At 68.2% G+C, this 16,491-nt stretch carries 16 protein-coding genes and 1 tRNA gene; 8 read left to right on the top strand and 9 right to left on the bottom strand.

Going from position 1 to position 16,491, the window contains the following annotated elements; genetic code table 11:
* Nucleotides 1-23: 23 nt before the first annotated feature.
* Nucleotides 24-215, bottom strand: a complete 192-nt coding sequence (locus tag ABDK56_RS03450) for a hypothetical protein (RefSeq protein ID WP_349806710.1) — start codon at nucleotides 213-215, stop codon at nucleotides 24-26.
* Between the two features lie 14 nt (nucleotides 216-229).
* Nucleotides 230-1,060: a type I methionyl aminopeptidase gene (map, locus tag ABDK56_RS03445; RefSeq protein WP_349806709.1), complete on the bottom strand. Its 831-nt coding sequence runs from the start codon at nucleotides 1,058-1,060 to the stop codon at nucleotides 230-232.
* 20 nt (nucleotides 1,061-1,080) lie between these two features.
* Between map and ABDK56_RS03440 the strand changes: the two genes are divergently transcribed.
* Nucleotides 1,081-1,839 carry a competence/damage-inducible protein A gene (locus ABDK56_RS03440; protein WP_349806708.1) on the top strand — a complete coding sequence of 253 codons (759 nt, stop codon included), beginning with the start codon at nucleotides 1,081-1,083 and terminating at the stop codon, nucleotides 1,837-1,839.
* 28 nt (nucleotides 1,840-1,867) lie between these two features.
* On the opposite strand, the gene ABDK56_RS03435 is transcribed toward ABDK56_RS03440, so the two are convergent.
* The 3 genes from ABDK56_RS03435 to ABDK56_RS03425 form a co-directional block, all read right to left on the bottom strand.
* Nucleotides 1,868-2,068, bottom strand: coding sequence for a hypothetical protein (locus ABDK56_RS03435; RefSeq protein ID WP_349806707.1), 201 nt, complete (start codon nucleotides 2,066-2,068; stop codon nucleotides 1,868-1,870).
* A 90-nt stretch (nucleotides 2,069-2,158) separates the two neighbouring features.
* Nucleotides 2,159-2,551 (bottom strand): response regulator transcription factor, encoded by a 393-nt coding sequence (locus ABDK56_RS03430; RefSeq protein WP_349806706.1) that lies wholly within the window; start codon nucleotides 2,549-2,551, stop codon nucleotides 2,159-2,161.
* Nucleotides 2,533-3,276 carry a response regulator gene (locus ABDK56_RS03425; protein WP_349806705.1) on the bottom strand — a complete coding sequence of 248 codons (744 nt, stop codon included), beginning with the start codon at nucleotides 3,274-3,276 and terminating at the stop codon, nucleotides 2,533-2,535. Before ABDK56_RS03425 ends, ABDK56_RS03430 begins: the two co-directional genes overlap by 19 nt.
* Nucleotides 3,277-3,432: 156 nt before the next feature.
* Here ABDK56_RS03425 and ABDK56_RS03420 point away from each other — a divergent pair, with 156 nt between their 5' ends.
* Nucleotides 3,433-5,763: a GH92 family glycosyl hydrolase gene (locus ABDK56_RS03420; protein ID WP_349806704.1), complete on the top strand. Its 2,331-nt coding sequence runs from the start codon at nucleotides 3,433-3,435 to the stop codon at nucleotides 5,761-5,763.
* A gap of 83 nt (nucleotides 5,764-5,846) precedes the next feature.
* Here ABDK56_RS03420 and ABDK56_RS03415 read toward each other — a convergent pair.
* The 3 genes from ABDK56_RS03415 to ABDK56_RS03405 all read right to left on the bottom strand — a co-directional run bounded on the left by ABDK56_RS03415 (nucleotide 5,847) and on the right by ABDK56_RS03405 (nucleotide 9,680).
* Nucleotides 5,847-5,920: transfer RNA gene (locus ABDK56_RS03415), tRNA-Gly, on the bottom strand.
* A 107-nt stretch (nucleotides 5,921-6,027) separates the two neighbouring features.
* A complete protein-coding gene (locus ABDK56_RS03410) occupies nucleotides 6,028-8,739 on the bottom strand; it encodes a TonB-dependent receptor (protein WP_349806703.1) in 2,712 nt (903 codons plus the stop codon).
* A gap of 275 nt (nucleotides 8,740-9,014) precedes the next feature.
* Complete coding sequence (locus ABDK56_RS03405) at nucleotides 9,015-9,680, bottom strand: queuosine precursor transporter (RefSeq protein WP_349806702.1); 666 nt, start codon at nucleotides 9,678-9,680, stop codon at nucleotides 9,015-9,017.
* A gap of 130 nt (nucleotides 9,681-9,810) precedes the next feature.
* On the opposite strand from ABDK56_RS03405, the gene ABDK56_RS03400 reads away from it, so the two are divergent.
* The 5 genes from ABDK56_RS03400 (at nucleotide 9,811) to ABDK56_RS03380 (ending at nucleotide 14,294) form a co-directional block, all read left to right on the top strand.
* On the top strand, nucleotides 9,811-10,797 hold the full coding sequence (locus ABDK56_RS03400; protein ID WP_349806701.1) for an adenosine kinase: 987 nt from the start codon (nucleotides 9,811-9,813) through the stop codon (nucleotides 10,795-10,797).
* Between the two features lie 79 nt (nucleotides 10,798-10,876).
* A complete protein-coding gene (locus ABDK56_RS03395) occupies nucleotides 10,877-11,446 on the top strand; it encodes an LOG family protein (RefSeq protein WP_349806822.1) in 570 nt (189 codons plus the stop codon).
* Nucleotides 11,447-11,471: 25 nt separating this feature from the next.
* Nucleotides 11,472-12,740, top strand: a complete 1,269-nt coding sequence (locus tag ABDK56_RS03390) for a NupC/NupG family nucleoside CNT transporter (protein WP_349806700.1) — start codon at nucleotides 11,472-11,474, stop codon at nucleotides 12,738-12,740.
* A gap of 145 nt (nucleotides 12,741-12,885) precedes the next feature.
* On the top strand, nucleotides 12,886-13,854 hold the full coding sequence (locus ABDK56_RS03385) for an isopenicillin N synthase family dioxygenase (RefSeq protein ID WP_349806699.1): 969 nt from the start codon (nucleotides 12,886-12,888) through the stop codon (nucleotides 13,852-13,854).
* Nucleotides 13,851-14,294, top strand: coding sequence for a hypothetical protein (locus ABDK56_RS03380; RefSeq protein WP_349806698.1), 444 nt, complete (start codon nucleotides 13,851-13,853; stop codon nucleotides 14,292-14,294). Before ABDK56_RS03385 ends, ABDK56_RS03380 begins: the two co-directional genes overlap by 4 nt.
* Here the strand turns inward: ABDK56_RS03380 and ABDK56_RS03375 are convergent.
* Nucleotides 14,291-14,734, bottom strand: a complete 444-nt coding sequence (locus tag ABDK56_RS03375; RefSeq protein ID WP_349806697.1) for a cytidine deaminase — start codon at nucleotides 14,732-14,734, stop codon at nucleotides 14,291-14,293. The two genes, ABDK56_RS03380 and ABDK56_RS03375, sit on opposite strands and share 4 nt — an antisense overlap.
* A gap of 11 nt (nucleotides 14,735-14,745) precedes the next feature.
* Between ABDK56_RS03375 and ABDK56_RS03370 the strand changes: the two genes are divergently transcribed.
* On the top strand, nucleotides 14,746-16,479 hold the full coding sequence (locus ABDK56_RS03370) for a bifunctional metallophosphatase/5'-nucleotidase (RefSeq protein ID WP_349806696.1): 1,734 nt from the start codon (nucleotides 14,746-14,748) through the stop codon (nucleotides 16,477-16,479).
* The last annotated feature ends 12 nt before the right edge of the window (nucleotides 16,480-16,491 follow it).

Here is a 16,491-nt window from a genome sequence, read left to right as displayed (position 1 = left end):
GAACCGCCCGCCGCGCGTGCAAGTCAGGAGCGGTCAAGGGACCTGCTATTCGCCACCTCGACGCAGCCCGTCCGCCCGGCGTGCGCGACGACATAATGCCGCCCACGCATCAGCCAGTGGAACGGCCCGCTCGCCGGGACGTCGCAATCGGTGCCGCCCTCGTGGACCGCGACCGCGATCATCGCGCCGACGATGGCGACCCACATCGCGACCATTCGGCCGCGCGGACTCACGCGTAAGGTGGGCGGTCGAGCCCGGCGGGCGACTTGGTGAAAATCTCGCAGCCGGTATCGGTGATCCCGATCGAATGTTCGAACTGCGCCGACAGCGAGCGGTCGCGGGTTACCGCCGTCCAGCCGTCGTCGAGCAGCTTCACGTCGCCGCGACCGAGATTGATCATCGGCTCGATGGTGAAGATCATGCCGGGGCGAAGCTCGGGCCCGGTGCCGGGGCGACCGGCGTGGACCACCTCGGGGCTGTCGTGGAACAACCGCCCGACCCCGTGGCCGCAAAAGTCGCGCACGACGCCATAGCGGTGCTTCTCGGCATGCGCCTGGATCGCCGCGCCGATGTCGCCCAGCCGCCCGCCGGGCCGCGCTCGGTCGATCCCGATCATCAGGCATTCGTACGTCACGTCGACCAGCTTTCGCGCCTTCAAGGGCACGTCGCCGACGAAATACATCCGGCTGGTGTCGCCGTGCCAGCCGTCGACGATCGGGGTGACGTCGATGTTGACGATGTCGCCGTCTTTCAGCGCCTTGTCGCCGGGGATTCCGTGGCACACGACGTGGTTGATCGAGGTGCAGCAGCTCTTGGTATAGCCGCGATAGCCGAGCGTGGCGGGAAGCGCCCCGGCGTCGAGCGTCATGCGATGGACGATCGCGTCGAGCTCGCCGGTAGTGACACCCGGGCGGACATGCTTGGTCAGCTCGTCGAGGATCGTGGCGGCGAGGTGGCCAGCCTTGCGCATCCCCGCGAACCCGGCTTCGCCGTGGAGTTTGATGACGTGGCTGCGCGGCTCGGCGCGATCGAGCGGATCGACGGTGACATATTCGGTCATGCCGGCGATATAGGGCCGATATGGAAAAACAGCGAGTCTGGACCGCCGGCCTGGTCGTCATCGGCGACGAAATCCTCTCGGGGCGGACGCAAGACAGGAATGTCGCGCAGCTCGCCAACTGGCTCAACGTGCAGGGCATCAGGCTGGCCGAGGTGCGGATCGTCGCCGATGTCGAGCGCGCGATCGTCGCGGCGGTCAACGCGCTCCGGAGCGCGCACGACTATTGCTTCACCACCGGCGGGATCGGGCCGACCCACGACGACATCACGGTCGACGCGGTGGCGGCGGCGCTCGGCGTGCCGGTCGTCGTCCACCCCGAGGCGCGCGCGCTGCTCGAACGCTATTATGCCGGGCGCGGCGGGCTCAACGAGGGGCGGCTGCGAATGGCGCGCGCGCCCGAAGGCGCCAGCCTGATCGACAACCCGGTGTCGGGCGCGCCGGGGCTTCGCCTCGGCAACCTGTTCATCATGGCCGGGGTACCGCACATCACCGCCGGAATGCTCGAGGGGCTGACCGGAAAGCTCGAGGGCGGCCGCCCGGTGGTGTCGCGCACCGTCGGCGCGCACGCGCCCGAAAGCGAGGTGGCCGGGCTGCTCCGCGACGTCCAGCTCGCGCACGACGGGCTGTCGGTCGGCAGCTACCCGTTTTTCAAGGAAGGGCGGGTCGGCGCCAATTTCGTCGTCCGCGCCGAGGACGAGGCGCTGGTCGACAAGGCGCTCGGCGAGATCGCCGAGGGGCTTCTCGCGGCGGGCTACGAGCCGGTCGCCGGGGGCATCTGAGCGCCCCCGGCGCGCCGGTCATCAGCGTTTAGCGGCGAACCGCGTGCTTGGCGTGGTGGTGACCGATCGCGCAGCCCGCGGCGGCGCCGAGGATCGCGTGATGATGCGCGACATGGCCGGCGACCGCGCCGACCGCGGCGCCCTTGAGGCAACCCTTGGCGGACGCGGGGGAAGCGAGCGCGAGCGCGCTGGCGGCGGCGATCAGGACGGCGGGGGCAAGACGGGTCATGGCTTTACTCCATCGACGGGGGGACCGCCTCAACGCCGCCCCCGCCATCCGCGTTCCGCCGCCCCGCCAGCGCGTTGCTCCGTCGCCTCCTCAGCCCGCCATCCGCCCGAGCGTGCGTTCGCGATAGAGCAGCGCATCGACCCGCCCGACCAGGAGGTCGGGATCGAACGGCTTGGTGAGATAGTCGCCCGCCCCCGCGCCGAACGCGATCGCCTCGTCGCGCGCCGAGGTCCGCGCGGTCAGCATCAGCACCGGCACCCCGCATAATTTCATGTCGATCCGCATCTGGTGCAGCAGCTGCACCCCCGACATGCCGGGCATCATGCAGTCGAGGATCGCGAGGTCGGGCGGGCGCCGCCGCATGACCTGCAGCGCCTCGGCGCCATTGTCGATCCAGCCGACCGCGTAGCCGGCCTTGGCCAGCGCCCCCGCGGCGATCTGCGCGGCGATCGGCTCGTCGTCGACTAGGATGATCCGGGCCACAGGCTTTTCCCTTCGAGCTTGCCGTGAAAGTCGAGACCGAGCGGCAGCAGCCGCCGGATCGCCGCGCACGCCGCCATCAGCAGCGCGATGCTGTCGTCGGCGACCACGAAACGGCGTTCGAGCTCGCCCGCGGTCCGCGCCAGCGCGCTGTCGCCGGACGCGGCGGCGCTTCCCGCCACCCGGCGCAGCGCGTCGGCGATCTCGTGCCCCCACAGCGGCGCGACCTCATGTTCGTCGATCACCAGCAGCAGCAGCCGGGCGAGCGTCTCCTTGTCGTCGCTCAGCCGCCGCTCGGGCGCGGTGCGATCGGCTCGCCCCGCCGCCGAGCGCGGCGTCCAGTGGTCGAGCAGCGCGCGCATCGTGTCGATCGCGACCGGCTTGGCGACGGCGGCCTGCATCCCGGCGGCGCGGCACTCGGCCTCGCTCGACCCGGTGGCGGTGATCGCGACGATCGGCAGGCGGTGCCCGTCGAGCCCGAGCGAGCGGATCCGGCGGCTCGCCTCGAACCCGTCCATCCGCGGCATCGCCAGGTCCATCAGCACCAGCGCATAGCCGTCCTCGTCCGATTGCGCGTCGCGCACGCGTTCGATCGCCTCGCACCCGTCGTTGGCGATCACCGGGCGATAGCCGGCACGCAGCACCGCCTCGCGCATCATCCGGCAGGTCATCGGATGATCCTCGACCACCAGCACGCTCGCCCGTTCGGCTGTCGCTACCGCACCCATCGACTCGTTCTCCAAGGTTTCGAACGAATCGAGAACCTAACCGCAAGCTTCGGAAAACGCGCTGTTAACCGTGTCCGTCGCGGACGCTGTTCGCGCGCAAGCGGAGCGAATTTGCCCCCGCTTGCGCCGCGCGCCCGCGCCGCCCAGAGTTGGCCGATGTCGATCGCCCGCCGCGCGCTGCTCGCCGCCACCGCCCTGACCGCCGGCCCCGCGCTGGCCGCCACTTCCAGCCTCGCGCCTTACGAGGCGGTCGACCCGATGATCGGCACCGGGGGCGAGGGCCACACCTATCCCGGCGCCAGCGCCCCGTTCGGGATGGTCCAGCTGTCCCCCGACACCGACGTCGGCTGCACCATCCGCAGCTGCTACGGCCACGCCGCCGGCTATCGCTACGACGACCCGACGATCGAGGGGTTCAGCCACACCCATTTCAGCGGCGCGGGGCATAGCGACCTCGCCGATTTCCTGCTGATGCCGGTCAGCGGCGACACGGTGCCGCTCGATCCCGGCGACGCGAAGGTGCCGGGCTCGGGCTATCGTTCGCGCTTCGCTCACGCGAGCGAGGTGGCGCATCCCGGCTATTATGCGGTGACGCTCGACGATCCCGGCGTCCGCGCCGAACTGACCGCCGGCACGCGCGTCGGGGTCCACCGCTACGCCTTTCCGGCAGGCAAGGCGGCGCACATCGTGCTCGACCTGCGCACCTCGCTCTACAATTATCCCGGCAAGGTGATGTGGTCGTCGCTGCGTCTGCGCGACGCGCGAACGATCACCGGATGTCGCCAGACGCGCGGCTGGGCGCCCGACCGGATCCTGTGCTTCGCGATGCGCTTTTCCGCGCCGCTCACCGGCCATACCTTCGCCGATACCGAAAAGGACGTCGCCTACAGGGGCTTCCAAGGGCCGGGGCGGGGGACCGACGCCGTCGCCTACAGGGAGGGACGGCAGCTCGTCGCGAGGCTCGACTTCGGGACGCTGGCGACGCCGCTCGAAGTGAAGGTCGCCATCTCCTCGGTCGACGAGGCGGGCGCGCTCGGCAATCTCGCCGCCGAGCCGGGCGACTTCGACGCGATCCGCGCGGCGACCAGGCGGCGCTGGGAGGAAGCGCTCGGAGTCGCGGCGATCGACGCCCCGGCGGGAATGCGGACCAGCCTCTACACCGCGCTCTACCACTCATTGCTCGCCCCCTCGGTCGCGGGCGATGCCGACGGGCGCTATCGCGGCCCCGACAACCAGGTCCATCAGGCCAAGGGCTTCACCTTCCGCTCGACCTTTTCGCTGTGGGACACGTTCCGCGCCGAGCAGCCGCTGCTGACCCTCATCCAGCCCGACCAGGTCAACGCCGACATCGTCAACTCGCTGGTCGCCAGCCGCCGCGACAGCCCGTTCGGGATCCTTCCCGTCTGGCAGTTCCAGGGGCGCGAGACGTGGACGATGATCGGCTATCACGCGGTCCCGGTAATCGCCGACGCCTATCTGAAGGGCATCAAGGGATTCGACCCGAAGGCGGCGCTCGACGCGATGGTCGCCAGCGCGACCTACGCCCCCTACGGTGACCTCGGCGACTATATGGCGCGCGGCTATGTCCCGATCGACCGCGAGCCCGAGGCGGCATCGAAGACGGTCGAATATGCCTATGACGACTGGACCATCGCGCGCATGGCCGAACGGATGGGGCGCAGGCAAGTCGCGGCGACCTTTTTCAGGCGCGCGGGCAACTGGCGCAACAGCTTCGACCCGGCGACCGGCTTCGTCCGCGCGCGCAAGGCCGACGGCCCCTTCCGCACGCCCTTCGACCCGACCGCGATCAACTATGGCTCGGACTATACCGAGGGCAATGCCTGGCAATACAGCTGGTTCGTGCCGCAGGACCAGGCCGCGCTGTTCACGGCGATGGGCGGCGATGCGGCCGCGGTCGCCAAGCTCGACGCGATGTTCGACTATGACAACTCGAAGCTCGACTATAGCCATGCCGAGGACATCGCCGGGCTGATCGGCCAGTACATCCACGGCAACGAGCCGAGCCACCACGTCGCCTATCTCTACGATTACGCCGGCGCCCCGTGGAAGACTCAAGGCAGGCTCAAGCAGATCGTCGACAGCCAGTACAAGCCGACCCCCGACGGGCTCGCGGGCAATGACGACCTCGGGCAGATGTCGGCGTGGCTGTTCTTCACCGGGATGGGCTTCTACCCGGTCACCCCGGGCAGCCTTCAATATGCGATCGGCCGCCCGTTCGTGACCCGCGCCGCGCTGCGGCTGCGGAACGGCCGCACCTTCACCGTCCTCGCCGACCGCATCGACGACGCGCACCCTTATGTCGGCGCGGTATGGCTCAACGGAAAGCCGCTCGAGCGCAGCTATGTCACCGATGCCGAGCTGATGGCGGGCGGGACGCTGAGGTTCCGGATGCAGGCCGAACCGAACAAGTCGTGGGCCACCGCACCGAGCGCGCGCGGCTATTCGATGAGCGTGAGAAAGCGGTAACGGAGCGGGCGGCGAGAGGGCAAGCCGCCCCTCGGCTTCGCCTCGTGCGCTCCAAAAAAAACATGCCCCCGGCATGTTTTTTGTGGAGCGGGTGAAGGGAATCGAACCCTCGTCGTAAGCTTGGGAAGCTTCTGCTCTACCATTGAGCTACACCCGCCCGACACGGCGCGAGCGGCCCCCTGCCACGCCCGGCGCGGCATGGCAAGAAAAAGGGCGCCGTCCCGAAGGACGACGCCCGATTTTCCGCTTGAACTCTGGCGACCCTTACAGGCCGACGTTGAGCGTCGCGCTGATCGCCCGGCTCGCGACCGGGGTGAACCGCGGCGCGCTCGCGTTCGAGCCGAACGCGTTGATCGTGGTCGACAGGTTCCCGAAGTAATGCGCGTTGAACAGGTTGATCACGTTGACCTGCAGGTACGACTTGCGCGCCGGCAGGAAGGCAAGGTCGAGCCGCGCGTCGAGGTCGACCGTGGTGTAGCCCTTCACGACAACGTCATTGACGTCGGTCGCGTAGCGCTTGCCGACATGCTTGGCCTGGATGCCGAGCGTGACCGGCGCGAAGTTGACCTCCGCGCGGCCGCCATACTGCCAGCGCGGCGTCTCGACCACGAACTTGCCCGCGGTCCGCGCGCAGATCGGATAGGTGTACACCCCGCTCGCGGTCGGGAACGACGACGGCAGCCCGTTGCAATAATAGGTCTCGCCGGTCAGCGCCCCCGGGACCGCCGCCGACTTGCCGATGGCGACCGAGGTCGCGGTCGCCGGGATCGCGACCGGCACGTAGAGCGCGTTGCCCAGCAGCACGTCCTGCTTCAACTTGGCGTTGGTGTAGCTGAGCAGCCCGAGCAGGTTGAGGTGCTGGAACGGGCTCACCCCGACGCTGGTGTCGACGCCCCAGCTGTTCACCTTGCCGACGTTGCGGTCGATCGAGGTGTTGGTCGTCGGGTCGTACGAGGTGACGATGCGGTTCTGGTAGTTGATCTTCCACGCCGTCGCCTGCGCCTGGACGCGGCGATTGATGAACCGCGCGCCGAGGTCGAACGAATCGGTCGTCTCGGGGATCACGTTGACCATCGGCTGGCGATACAGGTTGTCGGTGCGCGGCGCCGAGAAGCCCTTCGCATAGCTGCCGAAGACGCTGAGGCTGTTGGTCAGCGCGTAGGTCAGGCCGACGTTCGGCAGCAGCTTGTGATACTTATACTTGGCGGTGAACGGCGCGTAGACCGGCGTTCCGAGCAGCCCCGCGACCGGCGGGACATAGCTGTTGGGAACGAGGTAGTAGCCGCTGTTCGGCGTGGCCGAAACCGCCGAGGGCTGGACGCAGACCGGGAAGCCGCTGCCCGCCGCCGGCGTGTAGCAATGCTGGTCGAGGTTGCGCTGGAACCACGGCGAGCGAAGCCCCAGCTCGACCCGCAGGCGGCTGTCGACGAACTTGCCGATATACTGGCCCGACAGCTGGTTGAGCAGCGCGATCGACGTCCGGTCGCGGTTCTGAAGGACGCTTCCGTTCGCCTGCCGGATCGGGTCGCCGTTGCGACCGAAGAACGGGTTCGAGATGGCGAAGTTGTAGTTGGTGAACGAATATTCGCCGGTCTGGCGATGGTGCGCCCGGTCGAAGCTGTACGACACGCGGAAGGTGTTGTTCGGGTTGATCTTCCACAGCAGCGAGCTGAGCACCGTCCAGCGGTGGGTGTTGGTGATCGACGGACGGCCGACCAGAAGCGTGTCGAGCGTGTCGCCGTCGGCGTTGAGATCGACGCCCGTCGACCCCGCCACGCCGTTCTTCAGCAGCGGGTCATTCTCCTTGAGCAGGACCGTCTGGGTGCCGCCGTTGGCGAGCACATACTGGTAGGTCGGGTCGAAGGTGAAGATCAGATTGTCGGCGATGGTGAAGCGCGACTGGCCGCGGATGTTGCCCGTGTTCGACGGGTTGATCTGGTTGTAATAAAGGTTGGTGCTCGCCTGCGAAGCCAGCGGGCCTTCGGGGGTGTAGCAAGTCGACGGGTCGCTCTGCGCGCCCGGGCCGCCCGCCGGACGGGTCTGCACCGCGCCCGCCGAGTTGAGGCACGAGTTCACATAGCCGAGACTGTTGATCTTAGCCCACTGGTCGTCGGTGAAGTCGCCGACCACGAGCGGCGAACCGCTGGTGTAGCCGGTCGGCACCGTCGTCACGCCGAAGATCGAGCGAAGGTCGCTGAGCGTCGGGTTGTTGTAGTTGTTGTTGCGGTTGTGGTTGTAATGGCCGGCCAGCGCGATGAAGTCGCCGTTGGCGAGCGGCTGGTAGAGCTTGCCGTTGACCTGCCACTTCTTGATCTGGCCCGGGCCGCGCCACAGGTCGTAGGTGGCGTCGCTCGCCGCGATCCACGCCTTGGTGCCCCACGGGGTGAAGGTGCCGGTGTTGATCATGCCGAACACGCGGCGGAAATTGAACGTGCCGAGCGAGCCGTCGACCTGGAAACCCGGCTGGTTGGTCGGGATCAGCGTACGATAGTTGACCGTGCCGCCCGCCGCCGAGGCGGTCGGCGAGTCGACGTCGGTCGCGCCGAGGTTGACGTTGACCTGCTCGATCAGCTCGGGATCGATCTGCTGGTTCGAATAGACCGCATAGTTGCCGCTGTCGTTGAGCTGGGCGCCGTCGAACGTCAGGCTGACGCGCGCGCCGTCGAAGCCGCGGATGCGAAGGTTGCCGCCCGAGCTGCCGTACGGGTCGTTCTGGGTGAAGTTGACGCCCGGGATGTAGTTGATGGTGTTGAGCACCGTCTGCCCGGGACTCTGCTTGGCGATGAACTCCTGCGTCAGCAGGCCCTTCGCCTTGGTCGAATCCTGGATGACGACGCCGTCGGTCCCCTTGGCCTTGCGCGTGCCGGTGACGACGATCGCGTCCTTTTCGGCCTCGACCGTCCCGGTCGACTGGGCGAAGGCGGCGGCAGGCATGACGACGGCAGCCGCCGTCGAGAGCAGAATAAGCTTTTTCACTTTGTGTGACCCCGATGAAATTGGCACCCGATGCGGACGCGCCGGTCCCGGCTAGCGAGGGTAAAAGTCAGGCTGATGACGACCGGCGATGCCCGTCGATCGACGCTGCCTTTTCCACCATGATGGTGATGTCCCCGCGTCGCCAATCCCCGCGCGACTCGTGCTATCGTCACAGCAGACCCGCCGCGCCGCGACAATGTTCGGCGTCACCGAATTGTCACACTCGCGCCGGTTTGGCGCGACACTGATGCACGATTACAACGACTTAGGTTGGCTCAGCGCGCCGCGTCGAGCTTCCGGCCAAGCGCGACGAACAGGCTGATCAGAACCGGCACCAGCACGATCGACAGCACCACCTTGGCCAGCGCCTGGCCGACGATGAGATCGCCGATCGGCCGCACGCCGTAGAAACTCACGGTGATGAAGATCAGCGTGTCGACGATCTGGCTTAGCGCGCTCGCGATCGCCCCGCGCACCGCGACCAGCCGCCCGGCGCCCGACCCGCCGAGCCGCGCGAAGATCAGCACGTTGAGCGTGACCGAGGTGCCGTAGGCGAGGATGCCCGCCGCCATCATCCGCCAGCTCTGGCCGAGGATCACCGGAAAGGCTTCCTTGGCGGGCGGGTACATGTTCGGGTCGGTCGGCAGCTGGAGGACGAACAGCGTCAACAGGATCGCGGTCACCAGCGGCACGAAGCCGAACCGAACGAACCGGTCGGCATAGGCGCGGCCGTAGAGCTCGGCGACCGCGCTCGACAGCGACACCAGCGTCAGGAAGGGGAAGATCCCCGCCTCGACCGCGAGCGGCCCGACCGATACCTGCTTGGCGCCAAGCACCCCGCCGAGCGTCACCATCCCGCCGTAAAGCAGCGCGAGCAGCAGCAGCCCGCGCGGCAGCGTCGCCGGGGCATCGGGGGTCGGGGCGCGGTCGGTTTCGATCATCGCCTTCGCCTAGCGCCAAACGCCGACCCCGCAAGTCCTTATGATTTGACCGGTTGGGACACGCCCGCTACGCCCCCGCGACTTTTGCCCGCCGCCGCAACCCTTTAGACAGGACAGGTGCCCGACCGTCATGGCCGAGACCCGCTTCGACATCGTCGCCATGGGCGATGCCATCGTCGACGTGATCGCGTCGTGCGACGAGGATTTCCTGGTCAACCATCGGCTGCCCAAGGGGTCGATGCAGCTGCTCACCCCGCAGGCCGCCGATTCGCTCTACGCGGCGATGGGCCAAGCGCGCGAGATGAGCGGCGGCTCGGCGGCCAACTCGATGGCCGGGATCGCGGCGATGGGCGCCAGGTCGGCGTTCATCGGCCAGGTCGCCGGCGACCAGCTCGGCACCATCTTCGCCCACGACATGCACGCGCTCGGGGTCCATTTCGACACGCCCCCGCTGTCGTTCGGGCCGCCGACCGGGCGCTGCCTGATCCTCGTCACCCCCGACGGCCAGCGGACGATGAACACCGCGCCGGGCGCAAGCCACGAGCTCGACGTTTCCGCGCTCGACGAGGCGCTGGTCCGCGATTCGGCGATCCTCTTCCTCGAAGGTTATCTGTTCGGCCCGGCCCGGCCCCGCGCGGCGATGATGCGCGCGGTCGACATTGCCCACGCCGCCGGTCGCAAGGTCGCCTTCACCCTGTCCGAAAGCGTGTGCATCGCCGACCGCAAGGCGGGCTTCCACGCGATGCTCGACGGGGGCGGGGTCGATCTCCTCTTCGCCAACGAGGACGAGGCGCTCCAGCTCACCGGCCGGACCGGGCTCGAGGAGGCGCTGGCCGAGCTGTCGCAAAAGGTGCCGACGCTGGTCATCACCCGCGGCGCGGCCGGCGCGCTCGCGGTCGAGGACGGCAAGACGGTGCGGATCCCCGCGATGCCGGTCCCCAACGTGGTCGACACCACCGGCGCGGGCGACCTGTTCGCCGCGGGGTTCCTCACCGCGCGCGTCAAGGGCGCGCCGCTCGCCAAATGCCTGTCGACCGGCGCGATCGCGGCGGCGGAAATCATCTCGCATTATGGTGCGCGGCCCGAAGCCGACCTCAAGGAATGGATCGAGCTGTGAGCGGCGGGATCAAGAGTTTTGCAACGGCTCGCGACGCGAGCATCCCCCGGATGCTCGCGGGGCGAAAGCGATACTCATGTTGAAGAGGCTCGCCGTTTATTGCGGCGCCGCGCCGGGCAGCGACCCGGCCTTCGCCGACGCCGCGCGGGCGATGGGCGTCGCGCTCGCGGAACGCGGGATCGACCTCGTCTACGGCGGCGGCCGGCTCGGGCTGATGGGGATCGTCGCCGACGCGGTGCTCGAGGCGGGCGGGCGCGCCTATGGCGTGATCCCCGAGGCGCTGGTCGAGCAGGAAGTCGCGCACCGCGGCCTGACCGAGCTCCACACCGTGGCGACGATGCACGAGCGCAAGGCGAGGTTCACCGAGCTCGCCGACGGCTTTGCCTGCCTGCCGGGCGGGATCGGCACGCTCGACGAGCTGTTCGAGGCATGGACCGACCAGGCGCTCGGCTACCACGCCAAGCCCTTCTGCCTCGTCAACGTCGGCGGCTTCTGGAACGACATGGTCGACTTCATCGACCATGTCGCGGCGAGCGGCTTCCTCAGCGCCGCGCGCCGCCGCCAGCTGCTCGTCGCCGACACGCCGGGCGCGGCGATCGACACGCTGGACGAAGCGGTCCGAAACGCGTCACAAGGAATGACCTGGTAATAAGGCCCGGGGGAGGGGCTCGTTCATGTACAATCCGCTGGGCCTCGTCGGGATCGCCGTGATCCTCGCCATCGCCGTGCTGTTTTCGACCAACCGCCGCGCGATCAACCCGCGCATCGTCGGCGCGGCCTTCGCGCTGCAGGCGGTGATCGCCTTCCTCGTGCTCCGCACCGGCGGCGGGCGCGAGGTGATCCAGGCGATGAGCGACGGGGTCGCCGCGCTCTTGGGCTATGCCGGCAAGGGTACCGAGTTCCTGTTCGGGCCGAGCGACAAGAACCCGCTCGCCAACACCTTCGCCATCGCCGCGCTGCCGGTGATCATCTTCTTTGCGTCGCTGGTCAGCATCCTCTACTATTTAGGCGTGATGCAGCGCGTGGTGCGCTGGGTCGGCGGGGCGATCGGCTGGGTCACCGGGATCAGCCGGGTCGAAAGCCTCGGCGCGGCGGCGAACATCTTCGTCGGCCAGTCCGAAAGCCCGCTGGTCGTTCGCCCCTACCTCCCGGCGCTTCCCCCCGCCCATCTGTTCACGCTGATGTGCGTCGGCATGGCGGGCGTCGCGGGCACGATCCTCGCCGCCTACGCCAGCCTGCTCGGGGCGAAATATCTCCCCTACCTCCTCGCCGCCGCCTTCATGTCGGCACCGGGCGGCATCCTGATGGCCAAGCTGCTGATGCCGGACGGCGAGCCCAAGGCGGGCGAACTCCCGCTCGAGGGCGGCGAAGCGGTCGCGTCGGAAGATTCGATCGAGGTCCACGGCTTCGAGGAGGGCGAGCAGCCCGCCAACATCATCCAGGCCGCGGGGCAGGGTGCGCAGACCGGGGTCAAGCTCGCGGTCGCGGTCGGCGCGATGGTGCTCGCCTTCGTCGCGCTGGTCGCGCTCTTGAACGGCATCATCGGCGGCATCGGCCACCTCGTTGGGCAGGACGGCTGGAGCCTCCAGGCCGGGCTCGGCGCGCTGTTCGCCCCGGTGATGTACCTGATCGGCGTGCCGTGGGGCGAGGCGGGGACCGCGGGCGGCCTGTTCGGCACCAAGATTGCGCTCAACGAGTTCGTCGCCTTCATCGACCTCGGCGCGATGCAGCCCGGCGCGCTGACCGACCGCAGCCGCGCGATCGTCACCTTCGCGCTGTGCGGCTTCGCCAATTTCAGCTCGATCGCGATCCAGCTCGCGGTCGTCGGCAACCTCGCCCCGAACCAGCGCTCGACGATCGCCCGCCTCGGCCTTCGCGCGCTGCTCGGCGGCTCGCTGGCGAACCTGATGAGCGCGGCCCTCGCTGGTCTGATGTTGCCCTGAGCCGCCGAGCGCAAGGAAAGCGGAGCGAAGCGAGCGTCCTTGCGTCGAGAGACGGCGAAGGCCGGCCAGCCTTGCGGAGCGAAGGACTGACGGCACGGGATTTACTCCCGTGACGGCCACAAGGCCATATTCTAAAGAGACTGCGATGACCACCGACACGATCAGCAGCGACTCCGTCGCCACCGTTTCCCTCGCCGATGCCGACCGCACCCCGGCCGCCTTCGCCGAGGCACTCGGGCACAGCTTCGTCGACTACGGCTTCGCGATCGTCCGCGATCACGGCATTTCGCAATCGCTGATCGACGAGGCCGAGGCCAAGGCCAAGGCGTTCTTCGCGCTGCCCGAAGAGGTAAAGCGCAAGTACAAGATCGAAGGCTCGGGCGGCGCGCGCGGCTATACCCCGTTCGGGATCGAGACCGCCAAGGGCGCCGAGGCGCACGACCTCAAGGAATTCTGGCACGTCGGCCGCGACCTTCCCGAAGGCCACCGCTTCAAGGGCCACATGGCCGACAACGTCTGGCCCGCCGAAGTGCCGGGCTTCAAGGAGACGTTCCAGGCGCTTTACGCCGCCTTCGACCAGGCCGGGGTCAAGATCCTGCGCGCCGTCGCGCGCTTCCTGAAGATCGACGAGGACTATTTCACCGACACCGTCCGCGACGGCAATTCGGTGATGCGGCTGCTCCACTACCCGCCGATCGACAAGCAGATGATCGATTCAGGGGGCGGCAACCACATCCGCGCCGGCGCGCATGAGGACATCAACACCATCACCCTGCTGCTGGGCGCTGAGGAGGCGGGGCTGCAGCTCAGGACGAAGGACGGCCGCTGGCTCGACGTCAGTCCCAAGCCGGGCGAACTCGTCATCAACATCGGCGACATGCTCCAGCGGCTGACAAACGGCTATCTCCGCTCGACCCCGCACCGCGTCGTCAACCCGGCCCCCGACCGCGCGAGCAAGGCGCGCTACTCGATGCCCTTCTTCCTCCACTTCCGCAGCGATTACCTGATCGAGCCGCTGCCGAGCACGGTGCCACCGGGCGCGGCGCCGAAGTGGCCGGCGATTACGGCGGACGACTATCTCCAGGAGCGGCTTAGGGAGATCAAGCTGAAGTGACGCGCTCGGGTCTAGCGATCGGCATTCTTGGCCTATGTGTCGGCGCTTGCGATCCCGGAGTTCATTTGGGTTGGGAAAAAGACTTCAGCGGGAAAGTTGATTTCGAATGCATTCAATCTGCGCTTAAGAAAGTTGCACCGGACGTCACTCGAACGTCGTGGTCAGATCCGAATAATGACGAGGACGGGTTCCCTCGTGGAACGCAGGTCACTCAGTTCAATTATTCTGATCCATCTGCGAAAGGGTCGTACCAGTTGAACGTCGCCAGACTGCCAAATGGTTTGACCCACTATCAGCACAAGTGGGGTAAGCTCGGGACGAAAATCCCCGCTGAAGAACAGAAACTTGTCCTTCCGCTGCTTTACAAGACGAACGCTTCGGTAAGCCGTGAGTGCGGGCTGAATTTTGACGACGTTATGCCTACTATTGGTGACGGCTAACCCGAATCCCCCAGCGCCGCCGGCCCGAAGCCGTGCGGGATTAGCGCCGACAGTTGGTGCCGCTCGACCGCCGCCCCGTCGCCCGACGCGCACACCACCTCGATGTCGCGCCCGCCGAGCAGGCTCGCCTCGAGCAGCGCCTGTCGGCAGCCGCCGCACGGCGTGACCGGCGCCTCGCCCTTCAGTTCCGCGCCCGACCCGTCGCCGCCCGCCACCGCGACCCGCGCCACCTTGGCCAGCCCGAACGCGTGTTGCGCGGCGGTCAGCGCGCTTTGCTCGGCGCACAGCCCGAGGCGATAGCAGGCGTTTTCGAGGTTCGCCCCGGTCACCACCTCGCCGTTGACGCTCATCACCGCGCAGCCGACCGAAAAGCGCGAATAGGGCGCATAGGCCTTGAGCGCGGCGGCGCGGGCGAGGGCGATCAGCTCGTCGTCGGTCATGGCATTGTCTAATGACGCGGGCTAAGCCGCGCGGCAACCGCCTGATCCGGAGTCTCGCCTTGCGTCGCTATGCCCCGCTCGCCGCTGTTTTCCTTGCCGCCGCCTGCTCGCAGGTCCCGACCCCGCCGCCGACCGTACCGCCGCCGCCGCCGCCGACGCCGATCGAGGTGCAGCTGCTCGCGCTCAACGACTTCCACGGCAATCTCGAGGTGCCGCCGCCGTTCGACGTCACCGACCCGGGCGCGCCCCCGCGCAAGCTCGTCAGCGGCGGCGCCGCGCACCTCGCCGCGACGATCGAAAAGCTGCGTGAAGGCCATCGCTATACCGACACCGTCGCCGCGGGCGACCTGATCGGCGCCAGCCCGCTGACCAGCGCGCTGTTCCTCGACGAGCCGACGATCCACGCGCTCGACGCGATCGGGCTCGATTTCGTCTCGGTCGGAAACCACGAGTTCGACAAGGGCGTGAACGAGCTGAAACGGATCCAGGACGGCGGCTGCGCGGTGTTCACCAATCGCACGCCGTGCGGGCTCGAACCCTACGCCGGCGCGCACTTCCACTATCTCGCCGCCAACGTGTTCGGTCCCGACGGCAAGACCGTTTTTCCCGCCACCGGAATCCGCCAGTTCGGGCCGATCAAGGTCGGCTTCATCGGCATGACGCTGAAGGGCACCGGAAACCTCGTTACCCCGTCGGGGGTCAAGGGGCTGACCTTCGCCGACGAGGCCGCGACCGCCAACGCGCTGGTGCCGATGCTCAAGGCCGAGGGCGCCGACACCATCGTCCTCCTGATCCACCAGGGCGGCAAGACCCCGACCTTCACCGAAGGCAAGGGCTGCGCCGGGCTATCGGGCGACATCATCCCCATTGTGCAGAAGCTCGACCCGGCCATCGCCACCGTCATTTCCGGCCACACCCACTGGGCCTATGTCTGCCAGGCCGAGGAAGCAGGATCGACCGGCAACCGCCTGCTCACCAGCGCGGGCAAATATGGCGGCTTCGTCACCGACATCCGGCTCCACTTCGACCCCGCCACCCACGCGCTGGTCAGCAATTTCGCGATGAACGTGACCGTCGGCACCGGCGCCGAGGACGGCAAGGTCAAGGCGATCGTCGACCGTTACGTCGCCGCCGCCGCCCCGCTCGCCAACCGCGTCGTCGGGCGGCTGAGCGCGGCGGCGCCCTATTCGGTCGACGATGCCGAAAGCCCCGCCGCCAACCTCATCGCCGACGCCTTTCTCGCCGCCACCCGCGCGCCGGCGAAGGGCGGGGCGCAACTCGCGCTGGTCAACGCCAGCGGGGTGCGCGTCGGGCTTCCCGCGGGCGACATCGCCTACAAGGACGTGTTCCGGATGATGCCGTTCAACAACGGCGTGGTGGTCGAAACGCTGACCGGCGCGCAGATCGCCCGCGCGATCGAGCAGCAATATGCGCAGGCCCCGCACGTCCAGGGCGGCAAGCCCGCCGCGCTCGCGGTGTCGCAGGGGGTGAGCTACACGGTCGACCTGTCGCGTGCTCCAGGATCGCGGGTCACCGCGCTGGCGCTGGGCGGCCGCCCGATCGACCCCGCGGCGCGCTACCGGGTGGCGATGAACAATTACATGGCCTCGGGCGGCGACGGGCTCAGCGCGCTCGCCGAAGGGCGCGACCTCGTCGATACCGGGATCGACGTCGACGCGCTGATCGCGTGGATCGCCAACGGCCGCACCCCGCCCGCGGCGAACCGCATCCGCGTCGTTCCCTAAGGGAAGCCAGCG

The sequence above is a fragment of the Sphingomonas sp. ASV193 genome (assembly GCF_040203355.1).
Lineage (GTDB): Bacteria > Pseudomonadota > Alphaproteobacteria > Sphingomonadales > Sphingomonadaceae > Sphingomicrobium.
The sequence above is the reverse complement of the archived record's forward strand: the minus strand, read 5'-3'. Positions and strand labels throughout refer to the sequence as shown.

Bases quoted from the DNA above. Each gene is read 5' to 3' on its own strand.
- ABDK56_RS03450 (WP_349806710.1), bottom strand. From the start codon at position 215: ATGGTCGCGATGTGGGTCGCCATCGTCGGCGCGATGATCGCGGTCGCG.
- map (WP_349806709.1), bottom strand. From the start codon at position 1,060: ATGACCGAATATGTCACCGTCGATCCGCTCGATCGCGCCGAGCCGCGC.
- ABDK56_RS03440 (WP_349806708.1), top strand. From the start codon at position 1,081: ATGGAAAAACAGCGAGTCTGGACCGCCGGCCTGGTCGTCATCGGCGAC.
- ABDK56_RS03435 (WP_349806707.1), bottom strand. From the start codon at position 2,068: ATGACCCGTCTTGCCCCCGCCGTCCTGATCGCCGCCGCCAGCGCGCTC.
- ABDK56_RS03425 (WP_349806705.1), bottom strand. From the start codon at position 3,276: ATGGGTGCGGTAGCGACAGCCGAACGGGCGAGCGTGCTGGTGGTCGAG.
- ABDK56_RS03420 (WP_349806704.1), top strand. From the start codon at position 3,433: ATGTCGATCGCCCGCCGCGCGCTGCTCGCCGCCACCGCCCTGACCGCC.
- ABDK56_RS03405 (WP_349806702.1), bottom strand. From the start codon at position 9,680: ATGATCGAAACCGACCGCGCCCCGACCCCCGATGCCCCGGCGACGCTG.
- ABDK56_RS03400 (WP_349806701.1), top strand. From the start codon at position 9,811: ATGGCCGAGACCCGCTTCGACATCGTCGCCATGGGCGATGCCATCGTC.
- ABDK56_RS03390 (WP_349806700.1), top strand. From the start codon at position 11,472: ATGTACAATCCGCTGGGCCTCGTCGGGATCGCCGTGATCCTCGCCATC.
- ABDK56_RS03385 (WP_349806699.1), top strand. From the start codon at position 12,886: ATGACCACCGACACGATCAGCAGCGACTCCGTCGCCACCGTTTCCCTC.
- ABDK56_RS03375 (WP_349806697.1), bottom strand. From the start codon at position 14,734: ATGACCGACGACGAGCTGATCGCCCTCGCCCGCGCCGCCGCGCTCAAG.
- ABDK56_RS03370 (WP_349806696.1), top strand. From the start codon at position 14,746: ATGACGCGGGCTAAGCCGCGCGGCAACCGCCTGATCCGGAGTCTCGCC.